Genomic DNA, 14,442 nt, shown 5'->3' on the forward strand with positions numbered 1-14,442 from the left:
TCCAGCTTCGATCTTCCCCTCTGCCGGGTAGTCGTCCGCTGGAGTTGTGTGGTTACTGCTGCTTTCGTCGCAGCCGACAGCCCGCGGCGCCACCCGGACGGGTGAATCGTGTCCGGATCCACGCCCGGCCGCGTCTTGTGGATGTCCGGAACCACCCCCTTGCCGCGCCCCGGAGGAAAGGAGGAACGCGGGCCCGGCCCGGCCTGACCCCGCCGTCAGCCCGCCGAGTCGACACCGTCCCAGCACACCCTGACCAGACCCCGGCACACCCGGTCAGGCCCGCCAGATCGGTCAGGTCCGCGGTCGAACGCACCGGCCCGCCGCCCGCCCTGCGCGAGCACGCGCGCCGGGTGTGAGCCCCAGATGCGAGCGGCAGCCCCACCAAGGCGGCATCGAACAGGCCGCTTCGGCCCCACGCCCGCCCGCGCCGCCCTCACACCCGCGCCGCCCTCACCCCCGAGCTAGCCGCACCCCACCTCACACCGCATCAGACTTCAAAAACGGCCCAACCCGCTTCCGCGCGATCAACACACAAACCGCGAACGTGATCACCGCCCCCGCCACCGCCTGCGGCACCGTGTACGCCCGCCCGTCGAACGCCGACCCGGTCGGCGGCAGGATCACCGCGATCACCGCGCTCGTCACCATCGCGAACCCGCGGAACCGCGGCCCGATCACGGCCGTCGCCATCGGCAGCACCGCCCACAGCACGTACCAGGGTTGCAGCACCGGCCCGAGCACCAGGATCGCTCCCAGGGCCGCTCCCAGGGCGTTCATCGCCTTCAGCCGGCCCTTGAACGTCCGCCACAGCAGCACCACGGTGATCACGATCGAGATGCCCTGGCTGAGCAGGCGGGCGAGCGCGATCATCGAGTCGGTGTGGTTGCCGAGGCTCAGCAGGATGCCCAGGCCGCCGCCCATGAAGCCGAGTGCGGTCGGCGGTGACATCCACGACTTCACGACCGAGGCGACGTTCAGCGTCTCGATCCACCCGAACCCGAAGCCGGTGCCGAGGCAGATCGCGACCACCCCCACGCCGGCTATCGCGGCCATGACCGCGGCCACCACCAGCAGGTGTTTGAAGCTGCCGCCGAGCTTGCGCGCCACCAGCACGCCCACGAAACCGAGGGCGGCCATCGCGGGGATCTTCACCATGGCCGCGCACACGATCGTGGCCGCGCCGAACGTGATCCACCACCACCGCAGCGGTTCCAGACCGCGCAGCGCGAACTCGATGCCGACCAGCATCATGCCCAGTGCCAGGCCGTCGTTGTGCACGCCGATGACGATGTGGAACAGCACCAGCGGGTTCAGCGCGCCCAGCCACAGCGCCCCGACCGGCGACACGCCGAAGCGGGCGGCCAGCCGCGGCAGCGCCCACACGATCATCACCAGACCGCACAGCACGAGCAGCCGGTGCACGAACACGCCCGACACGACGTGGTCGCCGGTGACCATCGCCAGCAGCCGGCCGACCGCGAGGAACAGCGGCCCGTACGGCGCCGGGGTCTCCCGCCAGATGTTCGGCACACCGCGGGTCAGCACGTGGTCCACGCCCAGCGCCGAGGCCGGGCCGAGCTCGTACGGGTCCAGGCCGCGGGCCGCGATCTCGCTCTGCGCCAGGTAGGAGTACACGTCGCGGGAGAACATCGGCACGCAGAACACCAGCGGCACGGTCCACATCAGCAGCGTGCGGTCCATCTGGCTGCGCGACACGATCCGCACCCGCCCCGGCCGCACGAACCGGCCCAGCGCGAGCCACGCCGACACGATCATGAAGATGCCGGTCCAGACGACCCCCATCGCGACTGAGGGCATCCTCGAGAAGAGCCCGAGGACGGGCACGCCGTACAGCGGCGAGTAGATGGGGGCGGCGCCACCGCCCAGGGACCCGACGGTGAGCAGCAGCGCGCCGATGGTCCCCCAACGGCGGACGATGTCCAGCTGACGACGCTCTCGACCGTTCAAGAGGTCGCTCTCCGGAGTCACGGCTCCGCCGGAAGTGGGCATGCCAGCAGCGTATCCAGCCCCGCTCAGCCGTGAGTCAGGTCACCCTGTGACCGCGATCTTTGCGACCTCCGGCGAAATACGCAACACTGGTGTTGTGAAAAACGCCGAGACCCACCTTGACGCCGTGTCGCAGCACGACGGCAAGACTCGGCGCGCTGTCGCCAGGCTCCTGCTGGAGCAGGGTCCGGTCACCGCGGCCGCTGTTGCCGAGGAACTGGGCATCAGCCCCACGGCCGTGCGCCGTCACATCGACGCACTGCTCGCGGACGGCGAGGCGACGACGAGGGACGCCCCCCGCCAGACCCAGCGGGGCCGGGGCCGTCCGGCGAAGCTCTTCCTGCTGACCGACACCGGGCGCGCCCGGTTCGGCCACGCCTACGACGACCTCGCGGTCGCCGCGATCCGGTTCCTCGCCCAAGCGGGTGGCGAAGAGGCGGTCAGGGCGTTCGCGCAAAGTCGGGTCGACGCGCTCGTGGACCGGCACCGGACGGCGATCGTGGCGCAGGCCACACCCGCCGAACGGGCGAAGGCCCTCGCTGCCGCGTTGACCAGGGAGGGTTACGCTGCGGCGACCCGCACCGCGGGGGCGGGTGAGCAGTTGTGCCAGCACCACTGCCCGGTCGCCCACGTGGCTGCCGAGTTCCCCCAGCTGTGCGAGACCGAGACGGAGACGTTCGCGAACCTCCTCGGAACCCACGTGCAGCGCCTCGCGACGATCGCCCGCGGCCACGCCGTGTGCACGACGCACATCCCGAACATTTCACGGATCCCAGATGATGGAGGGGAGCCCGCATGACTGCCGCTGCCGAGCAGCGCACGCCCACCACGGTGCAGTCTCCGCTCACGCAGGAAGAGACCATCGCGTCTCTCGGCAACTACGAGTTCGGCTGGGCCGACTCGGACGTTGCCGGCGCGAGCGCCCGCCGAGGCCTCAGCGAGGACGTCGTCCGCGACATCTCGGCCAAGAAGGACGAGCCCGAGTGGATGCTCGAGTACCGGTTGAAGGCGCTCAAGCTCTTCGACCTCAAGCCGATGCCGAACTGGGGCGCTGACCTCTCTGGGATCGACTTCGACTCGATCAAGTACTTCGTGCGGTCCACGGAGAAGCAGGCCACCTCCTGGGAGGACCTGCCCGAGGAGATCAAGAACACCTACGACCGCCTGGGCATCCCAGAGGCCGAGAAGCAGCGCCTCGTCGCCGGCGTCGCGGCCCAGTACGAGTCCGAGGTCGTGTACCACCAGATCCGCGAGGACCTGGAGCAGCAGGGTGTCCTCTTCCTCGACACCGACACCGCCCTCAAGGAGCAGCCGGAGCTCTTCAAGGAGTACTTCGGCTCCGTCATCCCCGCGGGTGACAACAAGTTCTCGGCGCTCAACGCCGCGACGTGGTCCGGCGGCTCGTTCATCTACGTGCCGAAGGGTGTCCACGTGGACATCCCGCTGCAGGCCTACTTCCGGATCAACACCGAGAACATGGGCCAGTTCGAGCGCACGCTGATCATCGTCGACGAGGGTGCGTACGTGCACTACGTCGAGGGCTGCACGGCGCCGATCTACTCCTCGGACTCGCTGCACTCGGCCGTCGTCGAGATCGTCGTGAAGAAGGGCGGCCGCTGCCGCTACACGACGATCCAGAACTGGTCGAACAACGTCTACAACCTGGTCACCAAGCGCGCCAAGGCCGAAGAGGGCGCGACCATGGAGTGGGTCGACGGCAACATCGGCTCCAAGGTGACCATGAAGTACCCGGCCGTCTTCCTGATGGGCGAGCACGCCAAGGGCGAGGTCCTCTCGATCGCGTTCGCGGGCGAGGGCCAGCACCAGGACGCCGGCGCCAAGATGGTCCACATGGCCCCGCACACCTCCTCGACCATCGTGTCGAAGTCGGTGGCGCGCGGCGGTGGCCGCACGTCCTACCGCGGCCTGGTCCAGGTCAACAAGCGGGCGCACCACTCGAAGTCCACGGTGAAGTGCGACGCGCTGCTGGTCGACACCATCAGCCGCTCGGACACCTACCCGTACGTCGACGTCCGCGAGGACGACGTCGCGATGGGCCACGAGGCCACGGTCTCGAAGGTCTCCGAGGACCAGCTGTTCTACCTGATGTCGCGCGGCCTCAACGAGGACGAGGCCATGGCCATGATCGTGCGCGGGTTCGTCGAGCCCATCGCGCGCGAGCTGCCCATGGAGTACGCCCTCGAACTGAACCGCCTGATCGAACTGCAGATGGAAGGGGCCGTCGGCTGACATGGCCGCCCTGTCGACTCAACCTCACTCCCACGGCGCCGTCGTCCCGGTCGCCTCGCGCGCGGAGCACTTCACGTCCTACGACGTGGACGCGTTCGAGGTCCCGGGCGGCCGTGAGGAGATCTGGCGCTTCACGCCTCTCAAGCGTCTTGCCGGTCTGCACTCCGGCGCTGCGGCAACGGGTTCCGCTGCCGTCGAGGTGAACGCCGCCGCCGGTGTCACCGTCGAGACGGTCGGTCGTGACGACGACCGCCTCGGCGGGGCCGGTGTCCCCGGTGACCGCATCGCGGCCCAGGCGTACACGTCCTTCGAGAACGCCACCGTCGTGACGCTGCCCGGCGACGCGAAGTCCGAGCCCACGACCGTCACCGTCACCGGTGCCGGCGAAGGCCAGGTCGCCTACGGCCACCTGCTGGTCAAGGCGTCGCAGTTCGCCGAGGGCACCGTCGTCCTCGACTACCGGGGTTCCGGCGCGTACGCCGAGAACGTCGAGCTCCTCGTCGCGGACGGCGCGCACCTCCAGGTGATCGCGATCCACGACTGGGCCGACGACGCGGTGCACGTCTCGCAGCACCACGTGAAGCTCGGCCGCGACGCGTCGATCAAGCACACCGTGGTGACGCTGGGCGGCGACGCCGTCCGCATCACGCCGGTCGTGCAGTACGCGGGCAAGGGCGGCGACGCGGACCTGGCCGGTCTGTACTTCGCCGACGCGGGCCAGCACCAGGAGCACCGCCCGTTCATCGACCACTCGCAGCCCAACTGCCGCAGCAACGTCGTCTACAAGGGCGCGCTGCAGGGCGAGGGCGCGCACACCGTGTGGATCGGCGACGTGCTGATCCGCGCGGCGGCCGAGGGCACCGAGACCTACGAGCTCAACCGCAACCTGGTGCTCACCGACGGCGCACGCGCCGACTCGGTGCCGAACCTGGAGATCGAGACCGGTGAGATCGAGGGTGCGGGCCACGCCAGCGCCACCGGCCGGTTCGACGACGAGCAGCTGTTCTACCTGCAGGCGCGCGGCATCCCGGAGCACCAGGCGCGGCGGCTCGTCGTGCGCGGCTTCTTCCAGGAGCTGATCGCGAAGATCTCGGTCCCCGAGGTGCGCGAGCGCCTCGAGGCCGCCATCGAGGCAGAGCTCGAGGCGGTCGGGGCGTGATCAAGGTGTGTGCACTGTCCGACCTGGACGACCGCAAGCCCTTCGCCGCCACCGTGGACGACGTCGACGTCGTCCTGGTGCGCGAGGGCGAGCGGGTGCACGCCCTCGCGGACCTGTGCTCGCACGCCGCGGTGTCGCTGAGCGAGGGCGAGGTCTCCCGCAAGGGGATCGAGTGCTGGCTGCACGGGTCGTGCTTCGACCTGCAGACCGGCAAGCCCTCGTCACCGCCCGCCAGCGAACCGGTCGACGTCTACGCCGTCGACATCCGTGACGGCGACGTCTTCGTCGACGTCACCGCCACCACGAACTGACTTCTAGCTACACCACCAGGAGAACGGCAAGTCATGGCCACCCTTGAGATCAAGGACCTGCACGTCTCGGTCGTCAGCGAGGACGCTCCCAAGGAGATCCTCAAGGGCGTCGACCTGACGATCAAGGCCGGCGAGACGCACGCCATCATGGGCCCCAACGGCTCCGGCAAGTCCACGCTGTCCTACGCGATCGCCGGGCACCCGAAGTACACGATCACCTCGGGCACCGTCACGCTCGACGGTGAGGACGTCCTGGAGATGTCCGTCGACGAGCGCGCCCGCGCGGGCCTCTTCCTCGCCATGCAGTACCCGGTCGAGGTCCCCGGCGTCTCGATGTCGAACTTCCTGCGCACCGCCGCCACCGCCGTCCGCGGCGAGGCCCCGAACCTCCGCCACTGGGTCAAGGAGGTCAAGGGCGCGATGGCCGACCTCGACATCGACCCGGCGTTCGCCGAGCGCTCGGTGAACGAGGGCTTCTCCGGCGGTGAGAAGAAGCGCCACGAGATCCTGCAGCTGGGCCTGCTCCAGCCGAAGGTCGCGATCCTCGACGAGACCGACTCCGGCCTCGACGTCGACGCGCTGCGCGTCGTGTCCGAGGGCGTCAACCGGTACAAGGCCTCCGGTGAGGTCGGCGTCATGCTGATCACGCACTACACCCGGATCCTCAAGTACATCCAGCCCGACTTCGTGCACGTCTTCGCGAACGGCCGCATCGTCGAGTCCGGTGGCCGCGAGCTGGCCGACGTCCTCGAGTCCGAGGGTTACGTGAAGTACACCGGGAAGACGGAAGCAGCAGCCCTTTCCTGACGTTGTAGCGGTTGAGAGGAGGCGCTGTGACCACCACCGCAGCACCACTGGACGTCACCGCCCTCAGGGCGGACTTCCCGATCCTGTCTCGCACCGTTCGTGACGGGAAGCGCCTGGTCTACCTGGACTCCGGCGCCACCTCGCAACGCCCGACGCAGGTTCTGGACGCGGAACGCGCGTTCCTGGAGCGGCACAACGCCGCCGTGCACAGGGGCGCGCACCAGCTGGCCGAGGAAGCGACCGATGAGTACGAGGGTGCGCGTCAGCGCATCGCGGACTTCGTCGGCGCCGACTTCGGCGAGCTGGTGTTCACCAAGAACGCCACCGAGGGCTTCAACCTCGTGGCGTACGCGATGGGCAACGCCGTGACCTCGGGTCCCGAGGCCGCGCGGTTCCGCATCGGCCCCGGCGACGAGATCGTCGTGACCGAGATGGAGCACCACGCGAACCTCGTCCCGTGGCAGCAGCTCGCTGCCCGGACCGGCGCCACGCTCAAGTGGTTCGGGCTCGACGCGGACGGCAGGCTCGACCTGTCCGACGTGGACAGCGTGATCACGCCCAGGGCGAAGGTCGTGGCGTTCACGCACCAGTCCAACGTCACCGGCGTGATCAACCCGGTCGACGTGCTCGTCGCGGCCGCGCGGAAGGCCGGCGCGCTGACCGTGCTGGACGCGTGCCAGTCCGTGCCGCACGGACCGGTGAACTTCCACGAGCTCGGCGTCGACTTCGCGTCGTTCTCCGGCCACAAGATGCTCGGCCCGTCCGGCATCGGTGTCCTCTACGGACGCCGTGAGCTGCTGGAGGCACTGCCCCCCTTCATCACCGGCGGCTCGATGATCGAGCTGGTGAAGATGGAGGGCTCGACGTTCGCCCCGCCGCCGCAGCGCTTCGAGGCGGGCTCGCCGATGACGTCCCAGGCCGTCGGTCTGGGTGCCGCCGTCGACTACCTGAGCGTCGTGGGCGTGGAACGCGTCCACGCGCACGAGCACCTGCTGACCGTGGCGGCGCTGGAAGGCCTGTCGGCCGTCAAGGGCGTCCGCCTGATCGGCCCGCGCGACGCGGTCAACCGCGGCGGTGCCGTGCCGTTCGAGATCGAGGGCGTCCACCCGCACGACGCCGGCCAGGTGCTCGACAGCCTGGGCATCGCCGTGCGCGTCGGGCACCACTGCGCGTGGCCGCTGCACCGCTGCCTGAACGCGCAGTCCTCGGTGCGGGCGACGTTCTACCTGTACAACACGCTGGACGAGGTCGACGCGCTCGTCGACGGCGTCCGCGAGGCGCAGAAGTTCTTCGGGGTGGCCTGAGATGCAGCTCCAGCAGATGTACCAGGAGATCATCCTGGACCACTACAAGAACCCGCACGGCCGCGGCCTGCGCGACCCCTACGACGCCGAGTCGTTCCAGGTCAACCCGACCTGCGGCGACGAGGTGACGTTGCGCGTGCACGTCGTGGACGACGTGGTGAAGGACGTGTCCTACGACGGCCAGGGCTGCTCGATCAGCCAGGCCTCGACGTCGGTGCTGACCGACCTCGTCGTGGGCAAGCCGGTGAGCGAGGCGTTCGGGAAGATGGACGCGTTCGTCGAGCTCATGCAGGGCCGCGGCCAGGTCGAGCCCGACGAGGACGTCCTGGAGGACGGCATCGCCTTCGCCGGCGTCGCGAAGTACCCGGCGCGCGTGAAGTGCGCGCTGCTGGGCTGGATGGCGTTCAAGGACGCAGTCGCACGAAGCCAGGGAGCAGCATGAGCACCGAAGAAGTGGTCCGGGGAGCCGAAGGCATGCCGGTCTTCGAGCCCAAGGCTGACGTCGCCGCCCTCGACGACGTGGAAGAGGCCATGCGCGACGTCGTCGACCCGGAGCTCGGCATCAACGTCGTCGACCTCGGTCTCGTCTACGACATCCACGTCGACGACAAGAACGTGGCCACCATCGACATGACGCTCACGTCCGCGGCCTGCCCGCTGACCGACGTCATCGAGGACCAGACCCGCGCCGCCCTCACCGGCGGCGGCCTCGTGTCGGACTTCCGCATCAACTGGGTGTGGATGCCGCCGTGGGGCCCGGAGAAGATCACCGACGACGGCCGCGAACAGCTGCGCGCGCTGGGCTTCACCGTCTGACCTCACCCGCAGTGGAACGGCGCGCACCCACCCGGTGCGCGCCGTTTTCCGTTGGTTCAACAAATGCGTTGCACGGCTTCACCACCGTCGCTTAACTTGGTTCCGACAACGAACAAGAGATCAACCGGAGGAAGACATGATTGCCAGCTTCGAGCTCGCGGGGTGGCGGATTCTCGCTGCGATCGCCGGGGGTCTCCTGGCGCTGGCGTGGGGCTCCACGCCATGACCTGACACACCAGGTCATGACCTCGGAGCCGCCCACGGGAAACCATGGGCGGTTTTCTTTTCGCTAATTCCCGCCGGCGAGCTTCGGAAGCGGAACGGATTCCAAACCCGTTTCCCGGGGGTTCGACTCCTTCCGCCGGTGCTGCCCGGAAGAACAACCGCACGACAACCGAACAACGGGGGACGCGCCGGCGCGCAGGTGATCCTTGCACGATCGCCCCGGTGGGTTCGACACCCACGTCTTCCACCCGTCCCGTAGCTCAGTCCGGTGAGAGCGTCCGTCTGATACGCGGTAGGTCCCAGGTTCAAGTCCTGGCGGGACGACCAACCCACCCCGAGCGGCCCGCCGGATACCCGGCGGGCCGCTCACCCGCACCCGGCGCCCGTGCTCCGAACGGCCTAGTGTTGCGCTCCCGGGGGGCCGCGACGGCGCCGCTGACCCGATGGTGGCCACGTGACGGCGTTGACGCACCTGCACCGCCTCGACACCCCGTCCGGGGTCCTCGCCGCGTGCTGCGCCGCCTGGGGTGCCTGCTACGCGACCGGGCCGGACCTCGGTGTCGTGGTCGCGGTCCTCGCGAACTTCACGGCGACCCTCTCCGGCACCCTGCTCGACTCCTCCCGCACGCAACCGGTCGCGGTGCGCGAGGTGGGGACCGGTCAGGTCCGTGCCCTGGTGGTCGCCGAGATGGTCGTCGCACTGGCACTGGCGACCGCCGTGTCGTGGCGGGTCGCCGCCGGCGTCGCACTGGCCCTGCTGCTCCACCTGGCCCGGACCCGGTTGCCACGCCACGGGTTCGCCGGTCCGGTGGCGCTGGCGACGGCCACGGTCCTGCTGCCCGCCGTCACCGCCTACTCCGCCGCCGGGGGACAGGCCGACCCCGCCGTGTGGCTCGTGTTCTCCGGCGCCACCGCGCTCGCGACCGGCCGTGCGCTGCGGTGGCCGGCCGACGACCAGCCGCGTGACACGACCGTGCGCACCCGGTCCGCGGTCGGCGCCGCCCTCCAGCTGACCGCGGGTGGCCTGCTGATGACCGGCGCCGGCCTGTGGTTCCGCTTCGGCTGGTCCTGGGCGGTCGCCGGGGTCGTCGCGTGCTCGGCGTTCCTGCTCGCGGCCCGCGACAGGCCGGACCACGGCGAGTCCGCGGCAGCCGCGTCGACCGTCGTGCTGGCCGTGATCCCGTTGCTGGCCAAGATCCCGCCATCGGTCTGAGGGTCAGGCCGGCGCGGTCTGGTCCACGAGGAACCCCACCACGTCGTCGAGCCGCCCCCTCCGCGCGAACGCCCGCCGCTGCCGCACCGCACCCGTCCCGTCGAGCAGCACCCGGTCGATGCCGTCGCTCACCAGCTCGTAGTCGCCCGTGAGCTCCAGCGCCGGGCGCACCCAGCGCACCAGCGACGCCACGAGCGTGGCCGCCGGCGTCAGCGCCCCCGTCACGGGGTCGATCCCGAACCCCTCCAGCCCGTCCCTGGCCGCACGCCACAACGCCACCCTCAACAGGTGCGGCGGAACCGGCGCCGGCGCCGCACCCGACGTCAGCGCGGTCGCGGCGATCCCGCGCACCAGGGCCGCCATCAGCACGGCCTCCTCGACCGTCGGCGCCACGTCGCTCACCCGCAGCTCCAGCGTCGGGTGCCGGGCCGACAGCCGGACGTCCCAGTAGAGCATCCCCGCGTCCAGCGCCGCCCCGCTCGCGACGATCTCCTCCCGTGCCGCGAAGTACTGCGCCGCCGACTCGAAGTGCGGCGGCGCACCCGAGGTGGGCCACCGGTTCCACACCACGTACCGCCAGCTCGCATAGCCGGTGTCGTCGTCCAGCCAGTACGGCGAGTTCGCGCCCAGCGCCAGCAACGTCGGCAGCCACGGCCGCAGGTGGTTGCTCACGAACACCTTCGACTCGTCGTCGGGCAGCCCGACGTGCACGTGCAGACCGCAGATCGCGAGGTCGTTGGTCAGCGCGCCCATCTCCTGCGCCATCCGGTGGTAGCGCGGGGCGTTCGTCAACGGCGTCGGCATCGTCAGCCCCAGCACCGGCGTACCGGTCGCGGCCAGCCGGGCGTCGTGGCGCGCGGCCCGCTCCATCAACGCACGGCGCGCCACGGCCAGCTCCTCGCGCAGCACGGCCATGTCCGTGCAGATGCCCGTGGCCGACTCGACCTGGTACTGCGCGATCTCCGGCTGGAGGTCCACCTCGTAGCGGTCGGCACCGGCCAGCACCTCGGCGGCGCGGTTGGCCAGATGCCCCGTCGACGCCTCGACGAGCACGAACTCCTCTTCCACCCCAACAGTGAGGAGACCGTCCACGGCCGTGCGCTGCGCTGGTACAGATTGCGTTCCGCTGCCGACCTGCACGACGAACCTCCGATGCGCTGAGTAGCGACCTCGATGCTATGAGTGATCAGGTCGTCGCACAGGAGGCGTTCGGTTGTACTTGTCAACTCACCGCGCGTTGCCCGACACCACGCAGCACATCGCGCCGTTCGGTACCCGGCCGGCCCATGACCCAGCTCGACCCGGCGAGCGACTTCGCGTGCTCCTTGACCGGTGCCAGCAACCGCGACACCTCGCGATACGACCCCACTGACCCCGCGGCACAGATAAGGGTCGCAAGAGAGACGGTGACGTGTCGTCCTTCTGCCGTGTACGCCTTGTCCAGCAAACGGGCGGACAACGGCACCGTTTCGTCGAGACCGGCCATGATGAGGAAGTCGTCGCCGCCCACGTGCCCCACCTGCACACCGGGGAACGTCGTCGCGAGGTCCGCCAGGTCGTGCCCGATCTCGCGGATCAGGTCGTCCCCCGCCGCGAACCCGACCGTGTCGTTGACCAGCTTGAAACCGTCGACGTCCAGCCACGACACCGCGAAGATCTCCCCGCCCCCGATCCGCCGGTCGACCTCCCGCGCGATCGCGTCGCTGCCCGGCAGCCGGGTCAGCGGGCTCAGCGCGGCCGCCTGCTCCACCTTGAGCTCGGCGACACCGCGGACCACGTCCGCGACCCGCACCACGCCCATGCACCTCTCGTTGTGGTCGACCACGATCAGGTCGTCGTTCGTGCGCTCACGGTTGGCATGCGCCACCACGTCCAGCAGGTCGAGCGCCGACGCATCAGTACCGATGACGTGCGGCCTGTCCGCCAGCCGAGCCGCCTCCCGCTTCGCGTGCAGCGCGTGCCCGTACGGACCGGTCACCGCCAGCAGGAACCGGTTGCGGTCCACCGACCACCGCGGCCGGCCCTCGACGTCGACCAGCACCACACCGGTGACCGTCGGCTGCGTTGCCAGCACCTCGCGCACCTCCTCCGAGGTCGCACTCTCCGGCAACGTCGTGGCCGGGTGCAGGAAGTCGGTCACCCGCGGACCACTGCTGCGCCGGATCTCCCCGGTCTGCGTCACGGCCTCGGGCGCAATGCGCGCGTTGACCACCGGTCGGCGCTGAGGGGGAGCAAGGAAATGCCCTTGTGCGTGCGCCACACCGAGCTTGCGCACGACCGCGAGCTGTTCCTCGGTCTCGATACCCTCCGCCACGACCTGACCGCCGGTGTACTCACCGAGGTGCACCAACGACCGCACGAGCGAACAACGCGCCGCATCGTCCGGAAGGGTGCGCACGATCTCACGGTCGAGCTTGATGTAGTCCGGCGCCGAGCTCGTCAACAGCCCCAGCGGGACGTCACCCTCGCCCACGCAGTCCAGCGCGATGCGGAAACCGTGGTCCCGCAACGTCTGCAACCCGCGCGCCAGCCGCACGCGGTTCGCCCGCGAGTACGGCTCGCCCACCTCGATGACGACACCGTCCGGACTCCGCCCGGTCTCCCGCAACGCGCCGTACAGCGGCGAGAGCGTCTCCGGCCGGTCCGCCACCGTGAGCGCCAGCAGGTTCACGTGCAACGGGAGCAGCAGCTCGAAGTCGGCCGCGGCGCGGAGGGCACGGCACGCGAGTCCGACGTCGGCGTTCGTCAGGAGCCGCGCCTGATGAGCCGCCTGCAGCAGGTCCTGCACGGTGCCGTCGTGGGGCCGCGCGAGCGCCTCCACCGCGACGACGCCGCCGGTGTTGAGGTTGAACAGCGGCTGGAAGGCGAACCTGACGTCATCCAGCAATGCGGGCACGCACCCGATCGTGCCGGTGCGAACGACCCGCACCAAGGGGGTTCACCAGGAGTTCACGGAGTTGGCGGCGACTCGCCACGGCACCGCTGCGCACCGTGACCCACCCCTCACACGGGGAGCACCAGCTTGAGCTTGAACCGCGCCGGAGCCGTGCCGAACAGCCGCACCATCGCGGCCGAGACCCCCGCCAGGTCCTCGCGACCGGACAGGTACGCCCGCTGCGACTCGGCCGGGAGCCGGAAGAACAGCTCGAAGAAGTCCCGCGTCTCGTCGGCGTCCATGCGCAGCAGGGTCTCCAGCCCGAACCGCCGCAGGGCGTGAACCGCACGGGCCTTCTTCGACCAGATCACCTGATGCGGGTCTTCACCGGCCTTGATGGCCGCCGCCACCCTTGGAGCGAGCGCGAGAGAGGTGGCCACGCTGTAGCCCGTTGCAGGATGGATGAACCCGGCCGCTGCACCGAACGCGCCCTTGTGCCGTGGAGCGTCCAACGGGAAACGGACGCGCTCCTCTCTCACACCCGGCAACTGGCGAGCATCAAGCCGTCGGCGCAACTCGTTCAACGGCATGCCCGGCCGGCGCGCGAGGCAGGTCTCCTCCACGAGCACCTGGTTGTCGCCGAGCGGCACCGTGTAGAGGAACGTGTCGCCGCCCCGCCAGTCCATCAACGTCGTGTCGGTGTCGTCCGACTCGATGACCACACCGACCGCTGTCTGCTCCGCACGACCCTTACGCGCACCCGTTGCGTTGAACGTGTGCCTGGCCGGTGCCGGCCGATCGAGCACCGTGACGTCGCCGGGCAGCTCGTGCAGACGCACGTTGTCGAGCACCACGTAGGTGCGGTCGATTTTGTGCTCCTCACGCGCGAAGGCACGCACCGTCGTACTCGTCGCCGCAACCGGTGTGTGTGGTGGGAGCTCATCCGCCCACGCGCCATAAGTCGCCGTCCACACGCGATGCGGGTGCCTGTCGACGATGGCCGTGTGCAGGCCCTCCCGTGCACACGCGCGCGCAAGGGCACGTCCGGCCGGTCCGCCACCGATCACGAGCACGTCGTACATGCGTCCATGATTGACGTTGTGGGCCCGGAGTACCTGACGGCGACGCAGGTCACTTCAAGTCGTTTCGCGCCGCTGCGCGCTCCGTCCCGGGTCGTCGCCGGAGAACCCGCAGGTCAGGGCGCTGCCGATGGCGGATGACCCCCCGATTTGGAGATCGAAACACCCCCGTGTAATGTTCTCCATGTCAGAGCGAAGCGGGCCGGAAATCAAAACCGGAACGGGCCTGGCAAAAGCCGGATAAGAAGGGCCTCTGAGAGGCGGATTTGACACCGGCGGGCAAGACCAAATAAGCTTCAGCAACACAAGCCCCGAGAGAAACTCTCCGGAAACGGAGATGGACCCGGTGAGCGCGTGTTCTTTGAGAACTCAACAGCGTGCCGATAACACAGCCAG

13 protein-coding genes and 1 tRNA gene are annotated in these 14,442 nt (G+C 69.6%); 10 read left to right on the forward strand and 4 right to left on the reverse strand.

Annotation, left to right across the window (positions count from 1 at the left end):
• Positions 1-477: 477 nt before the first annotated feature.
• Positions 478-1,968, reverse strand: a complete 1,491-nt coding sequence (gene mptB, locus ACZ7CF_RS29245; protein ID WP_470371054.1) for a polyprenol phosphomannose-dependent alpha 1,6 mannosyltransferase MptB — start codon at positions 1,966-1,968, stop codon at positions 478-480.
• Positions 1,969-2,134: 166 nt separating this feature from the next.
• On the opposite strand from mptB, the gene ACZ7CF_RS29250 reads away from it, so the two are divergent.
• The 10 genes from ACZ7CF_RS29250 (at position 2,135) to ACZ7CF_RS29295 (ending at position 10,092) form a co-directional block, all read left to right on the forward strand.
• The gene (locus ACZ7CF_RS29250; protein WP_470371055.1) at positions 2,135-2,806 is read left to right on the forward strand and encodes a helix-turn-helix transcriptional regulator; all 672 of its coding nucleotides are present in this window, start codon (positions 2,135-2,137) and stop codon (positions 2,804-2,806) included.
• Positions 2,803-4,257 (forward strand): Fe-S cluster assembly protein SufB, encoded by a 1,455-nt coding sequence (gene sufB, locus ACZ7CF_RS29255; protein WP_470371056.1) that lies wholly within the window; start codon positions 2,803-2,805, stop codon positions 4,255-4,257. The genes ACZ7CF_RS29250 and sufB overlap by 4 nt, the downstream gene beginning before the upstream one ends.
• A gap of 1 nt (position 4,258) precedes the next feature.
• Entirely contained in the window at positions 4,259-5,416 is a 1,158-nt protein-coding gene (sufD, locus tag ACZ7CF_RS29260; RefSeq protein ID WP_458431227.1) for a Fe-S cluster assembly protein SufD, read from the forward strand.
• A complete protein-coding gene (locus tag ACZ7CF_RS29265) occupies positions 5,413-5,727 on the forward strand; it encodes a non-heme iron oxygenase ferredoxin subunit (protein WP_360400305.1) in 315 nt (104 codons plus the stop codon). The genes sufD and ACZ7CF_RS29265 overlap by 4 nt, the downstream gene beginning before the upstream one ends.
• Positions 5,728-5,760: 33 nt before the next feature.
• Positions 5,761-6,534 carry a Fe-S cluster assembly ATPase SufC gene (sufC, locus tag ACZ7CF_RS29270; protein WP_266041288.1) on the forward strand — a complete coding sequence of 258 codons (774 nt, stop codon included), beginning with the start codon at positions 5,761-5,763 and terminating at the stop codon, positions 6,532-6,534.
• A gap of 26 nt (positions 6,535-6,560) precedes the next feature.
• The gene (locus tag ACZ7CF_RS29275; protein WP_360400308.1) at positions 6,561-7,838 is read left to right on the forward strand and encodes a cysteine desulfurase; all 1,278 of its coding nucleotides are present in this window, start codon (positions 6,561-6,563) and stop codon (positions 7,836-7,838) included.
• A gap of 1 nt (position 7,839) precedes the next feature.
• Positions 7,840-8,280 (forward strand): Fe-S cluster assembly sulfur transfer protein SufU, encoded by a 441-nt coding sequence (sufU, locus tag ACZ7CF_RS29280; RefSeq protein ID WP_360400311.1) that lies wholly within the window; start codon positions 7,840-7,842, stop codon positions 8,278-8,280.
• Entirely contained in the window at positions 8,277-8,654 is a 378-nt protein-coding gene (locus tag ACZ7CF_RS29285; protein WP_360400314.1) for a metal-sulfur cluster assembly factor, read from the forward strand. The genes sufU and ACZ7CF_RS29285 overlap by 4 nt, the downstream gene beginning before the upstream one ends.
• Positions 8,655-9,128: 474 nt before the next feature.
• Positions 9,129-9,206, forward strand: a tRNA-Ile gene (locus tag ACZ7CF_RS29290).
• 127 nt (positions 9,207-9,333) lie between these two features.
• Positions 9,334-10,092 (forward strand): hypothetical protein, encoded by a 759-nt coding sequence (locus ACZ7CF_RS29295; RefSeq protein ID WP_470371057.1) that lies wholly within the window; start codon positions 9,334-9,336, stop codon positions 10,090-10,092.
• Between the two features lie 3 nt (positions 10,093-10,095).
• Here ACZ7CF_RS29295 and ACZ7CF_RS29300 read toward each other — a convergent pair whose 3' ends face one another.
• The 3 genes from ACZ7CF_RS29300 to ACZ7CF_RS29310 all read right to left on the reverse strand — a co-directional run bounded on the left by ACZ7CF_RS29300 (position 10,096) and on the right by ACZ7CF_RS29310 (position 14,049).
• Positions 10,096-11,160 carry a carboxylate-amine ligase gene (locus ACZ7CF_RS29300; protein ID WP_470371058.1) on the reverse strand — a complete coding sequence of 355 codons (1,065 nt, stop codon included), beginning with the start codon at positions 11,158-11,160 and terminating at the stop codon, positions 10,096-10,098.
• Between the two features lie 154 nt (positions 11,161-11,314).
• A complete protein-coding gene (locus ACZ7CF_RS29305) occupies positions 11,315-12,988 on the reverse strand; it encodes a GGDEF domain-containing protein (protein ID WP_360400323.1) in 1,674 nt (557 codons plus the stop codon).
• Between the two features lie 107 nt (positions 12,989-13,095).
• Positions 13,096-14,049 (reverse strand): lycopene cyclase family protein, encoded by a 954-nt coding sequence (locus ACZ7CF_RS29310; RefSeq protein WP_360400326.1) that lies wholly within the window; start codon positions 14,047-14,049, stop codon positions 13,096-13,098.
• Between the last annotated feature and the right edge of the window lie 393 nt (positions 14,050-14,442).

Source organism: Lentzea sp. NPDC036955 (genome assembly GCF_055608005.1).